1 protein-coding gene is annotated in these 5,349 nt (G+C 69.5%); it reads right to left on the reverse strand.

The window, feature by feature from the left end; all coding sequences use genetic code 11:
• A partial coding sequence (locus tag ACFXOZ_RS42025; RefSeq protein WP_380595316.1) for an RHS repeat domain-containing protein occupies positions 1–4,826 on the reverse strand: 4,826 nt, incomplete at its 3' end.
• Between the last annotated feature and the right edge of the window lie 523 nt (positions 4,827–5,349).

Here is a 5,349-nt window from a genome sequence, read left to right on the forward strand (position 1 = left end):
CCGGCGAGGGACGGGGTGGGCTGGTTGAGCCGCCCGGTGTCCGACCACGCGGTCGTGAGACGCCCCAGGTAGTCGTAGGTGAAGCACTGCAGGTCGGTCCGGTCCGGGCTGTTGTCCGGGATCGTGCGCACCGCCGTGATCCGACCGGCCGGGTTGTAGGCGTAGGTGGTGTTCTGGACGGTGCCGGTGGTGGCCGTCTGCTTGTCCACGTACTGGGTCAGCAGGCGTCCGGTCGACTCGTCGTAGGTGTTCGTCGAGACGACCTGGGTCCCCCAAGGGTTCATCGTGTCACGGACGTTGCGCCCATACGCGTCCCAGTCCGCCTGCCGCAGGTACGTGTACCCCGAGCCGCTCACATCGTTGAGCTGCCCGAACTCCTCGTAGTTGTAAGTGACCGCCTCCTGTGCCAGATCACCCGCCGCGGCACGCGTCTCCGACACCAGCGAACCACTCACCGGGTTGAAGGCGGCGGCATAGTCGAAACTCACCTGGCCACTGCCGCCGATCTCGCTGCCGGGGATCGACACGGTCGACTTCGTCGCCCGGTACGCCACGTCGTACTCGTTCACCGACTTGGTGTACGCCGAACCACCCGCCCCGCCCACGTACCGGGTCGAGGAGCTCAACTGCCCCTTCGCCACGGTGTCGTACGCGTAGCCGGTCAGCTGGTTCGCCGGAGCGACCGAACCGTTGAACGTCCCGGTCTTACGACCCAGCAGGTCGTACGTGATCGCGACCGTCTGACCACGCGCGTCCGTCGTCGACGCCAACCGCCCCGCACCGTCGTAGGCCTGGGTCAGGACGCCGGTGTCCGGGTCGTCGGCCTTCACCTGGCGACCGCGCTGGTCGTACGTGTAACTCCAGGTGTTCCCCGCCGCGTCCACCCGACTGGCGGGCTTTCCGGCCGGGGTGAAGGTGTAGTTGGTGACGTCCGCGTCGCCCGGGTTCCCGGTCGCCGCCGCCGTCCGGTACTGCCACAACTGGACGGTGTGCCCGCGGGCGTCGGTGACCGTGCTGGTGGGCGTGGCTCCGGCCGGCGGCGTGACGTCCACCCGGTCAGCGCCGGGGTACGCCGTCGTGGTGGTGCTCTGGGGCTTGCCCAGCGCGACGAACTGCGTGCTCACCGCACGCCCCTGGCCGTCGAACTGCACCACGCTCTGGTTCGGGACCATCGCGCCGTCCGGGATCCACCGGGTCGTGTTCGGCTTGTTGGTGTCCTCGTAGTAGGCGTTGTAGGCGCGGCCCACCCGCCCCTGGGAGTCGTAGAACGTGTCGGCGACGATCCGGCCCTGGTAGGCGGAGATCGCCGGGTCGGTCTGGGTCTGGATCAGCCGGGCCGAGCCGTCCAGGATCTGCGTGGACGTGCCGTACGCCGTGCCGCCCGGCCGCAGGGCCTTGGTCGTGACGGTGGAGGGCGCGCTGGTGCCGTTCACCGCGTAGTCGTACGTGAAGTTGGCTCCGGCCCCGGTGTCCCGGCCCGGCAGCCAGACCGCCTTCAAGCGCCCCAGACCGTCGTACGCCTTGGTCGTGGTGCGACCGTTGGCATCGGCCGAGGTGAGCGCCATGGCGCGGGCGGGGTTGAGCGTGACGGTGCTGGTACGGGCGGTGCCCGCGTCCGGCGCGCCGGCCGGGGCCGGGGTACCGGTGACCACCTTGTTCGGCAGCTCACCCGGGTTCGCCGAGCTGTACGCGGTCGTGGTGACCGCGCCGTTCGGGTTGGCACTGTCGGTGACCGTCGGATCCGTCACCGAGGCGATCCGGCCGTACTGGTCGTACGTGCTCGTGCTCGTGGTGACGTACTGCGCCACGCCGTTGGCGTCGTAGCCGTCCAGCACCTGGGTCCCGGTCACGTCCGCCTTCGTGCCGGCGCTGCCGAAGCCCTGGCCGTCGAAGAGCGTGCGGGTGTCGGACACCGTGGTGGCCGACGTCGGGCCGGCCGTGCAGGCGTTGACGCCGGAGACGACGAGCACGTCGGAGACCAGTGCGGTCATCTGCGGGTTGCCACCGGTCGCGTAGGTCTGGCGGGTGCAGACGTCCGGGGTGCCGTCCGCGGTGCTCAGCGAGCTGGTGACCCGGTTGTTGTTGACCGGGTCGGTGCTCGTCACCGTCGTGGTGGTGCGGGTGCCGGTCGTGGTGACCGCCGTCGCGGCCTTGGTGGCCTTGGTGGATCCGTACCGAGCCACGAGATTCGGCAGGCCGCTGCGGGCGTGCGTGGCCGTGGCGGACGGGTTCTCGTAGGTGTCGACCTCGTAGCCGAGCGGCGAGCCGGCGTCGGCCGAGGCGTCCGCGTAGGTGTCGGTCTCCAGGGTCCGGCCGGACAGCCAGTCGGAGTCGGGCCGACTGCCACTCTTCACTCCCGCGACGGAGGCGCCCTTGGGCTTGCCGTCGGCCTTGAGGTCGCCGTCCATGCCCTGGTAGTAGCTGGTCGTCGACTTGGCCTGCGGCCCGTCCTTGCCCGAACCCTTCACCGCGGTCACGCTCGCGAAACCGCGGAACTGGTCCCAGGTCCGGTAGTCGGACTCGACCAGCGGGCTGTCGTTGCGGTGCCAGGCCGCCGGGCCGTAGCTGTAACTCACGGTCGTCGGCACCGAACCGGAGACCAGGTTGCCGTTCGGGTCCACGGTCACCGTGTCGACCGGGTAGCGCAGGAACCAGTCGTCCACCGTGGACTGCACCTGACCGTCGAACCACTTCACGTTGAAGCAGGGCAGGGTGTCACCGTCGGCCGAGGCGGGCATCCGCCCGGCCGTGCGCGAGCACTGCTCCTGCTTGTAGGAGACGACGATGCTGCCACCGGTCTCCGTCGTGATCACCGCCATGCGCGGCCGGTTGTAGCGCGGACGCGCCGGCACCAGGCCGTCGACCCGGTTGGGCAGCAGCTGATCCGTGAAGGTCACCACCGGAAGCGCCTGCTCGGCCTGCCCGTTGGCAGTGTCCTTGCCGGTGTGCTTCACCGACTGCAGCCAGGCGATCGGCGCGTTCTCCGTCGCGTTCTGCGGCGTCTTGAACACATGGGTGAAGTCGTAACGGTCCACCGGACGGTAGGAGCCGCCCGAACGGATGGACGTGGTCGCGGCGTTGAGCCACTTCGTCGACCAGAAGCTGGGCCCGTAGTTGGCGCAGGTGTCGTTCTGCGCGCACTGCTTGTCCATCGGCACGTCCGGCCAGTTGGCGGCGTTCGCCGCCGTACGCTGCGCCGGATCGCACGCCGCCGCGTCCGACACGCACCGCTCACCCGAGTCGAAGTCGACCCGCGCCGCCGCCTGGTACGAACCGCCCGCACCCAACTGGTCCGACAGCAACTGCCCGTAGGTGATCGCGGCCAGCACCCCGCCACGCGTGTACGCGGTGTTCGTACCCTTACCCGCGTTCTGCGCGCCACCGCGCGCGTACCAGTTGGTCTCGGGCGTGTACGCGTACGTGGTCAGATTCCCGTGCGCGTCGACCACGTAGTCGAGGTTCCAACGCCACGCGCTCTGGCACCACGAACCCTTGCCCTTGGAGCCGTCGTAGCACGGGTCGCCCGGGTTCGGCGAGTACACCGGAACCGTCCACGCCGACTTGCTCTCCGGACCCGCCTTGCTCGGCGAACCGTCCGCCGCCGGAAGCTGGTTGAGCCCGAAGTAGTACACCGTCCCCGAGGTGTCCGTCACCTTCAGATAGGAACCGTTCCAGGTGCCGTTGTTGGCGCCGGTCAGGAACTCGACCTTCGTCCCGTCGTCACCCTTGAGCCGCCACTTGCACCGCGACTGCTCGTCCGCCGCCGACCCGGCGACACACGACGAGTCCTCCGGCACCAGCTCACCCGAGTGACCACCCAACGACAACGTCAGGTTCGGACCACCCCAGCACTGATCGCCCGAACCCGGAATACCCGCCTTGTCACAGCCCCGGTAGCCGCGCTCGACGAAGCCGACGTTCACGTCCCAGCCGTCGCCGATCCAGGAGGCCTGGGCGTTCGTCGACGCCGTCTTCCCGTCCACCGACGCCGAGTCGTACTCCAGGGAGAACGCCGGCGGGTTCCCGATCAGGGCCGGGGGGAGCTGGATCGGGTAGCTGTACGTGAACGACCCCGATGCGCTCCCAGCCGCCCAACTCTGGCTCGACGAGAGAGGTGTGGCGCTGTACGTGCCGGTTCCGCTCGACGGCGCGGCGTCCAGCGCCAGCAGTACCTTCGGTGTGGACTCCGCGACGCCGGCCGACTGCGACTCGGCCCGCTGCCGGGCCGTCGTGGCCTTCGCGGCCGGCAGGTCGACGTCCGCGACCAGCCGCTTCGACTTCTCGTCGTAGTGCGACGCCACCGGCGTCCTGACCCGGCAACCGTCGGCGTCCGGCGTGCTGAGCGCACACTCCGGCAGCGCCACCAGCCGTGCCCGGTTCCCGAAGTCCCCGCCGTAGCCCAGGGTGTGCGGATCGATTCCGACCCGCACCTTGTCGGTGTCCCCCGCCTCGTCGCGCGAGAGGGCGACCAGGGTGCCCGTCACACCGGCGGCGGTCGCGGCCGCGCGGTCGGCGACCCGCACCTGCACCTGCCCTGCGGGAGCGGCCCCCTTCGACGCGACCGGTGCCAGCCAGACCGGGAGGTCGCCCGCCTGCTTGGCCCCGCCCTCGTCCAGGCCCACCACCGCGGTGCCGGACTTCGGCTGCGGCGTGGACTTCGGCGGCACCCAGTCCGGCGAACCGGTCGGCGGGGTGGACGACTTCGGCGTATCCGCCTTCCCGGGCACGGAGGCGGTGCGCGGCAGCGGCGTGTTCGGCGGCGACCACACCTGGCCCTTGCCCCCGGAGGCGGCCACTGCGAGGGCCGGCACCACGGGCGACAGCATCGAACTCAGGATCGCCAACGAACTCACGACGGCCACCCGGGATCTTGCCCTGACCGGCGGCGGCGCCTCCCGGCCGGCTGTTCGCCGTAGGTGGAAGCGGATTCTGTTCTTCAACATCATGATCCCCCAGCTGAGTTGTCACGTACGACATGGCGCGGACAAGCAACTCCGGCAGGAGGATAGGGCGCTAACGATCCAGCGGTCGAGCGGCTTGAGGATCTCCTGAGGGCGTGATTCACATCACGCTGAACGAAATCGGTGGACGGTCCGTCAAAGCGGGCATCAGTTTTGCTTATGTGATTGACGACCAATCAGTAATGCGGCAGCTTGCTGAAATACCTCTGCGGACGATCCGAATGTCCGCAGCCGGACATACCCACCTCTCCTCGAAAGGGCTTCACCATGCCCGCTCCGTCCGGAGCCTCCTTCGGCATGCGCAGAACCGGGCATCCGCCCCGGCGTTCCCACGCCGTCGCGGTCGCCCTCGTACTCGCACTGACCTCCGTCGGGCCGATCGCGCCAC

This window comes from Kitasatospora sp. NPDC059160 (genome assembly GCF_042755465.1).
Classification (GTDB): Bacteria; Actinomycetota; Actinomycetes; order Streptomycetales; family Streptomycetaceae; genus Kitasatospora.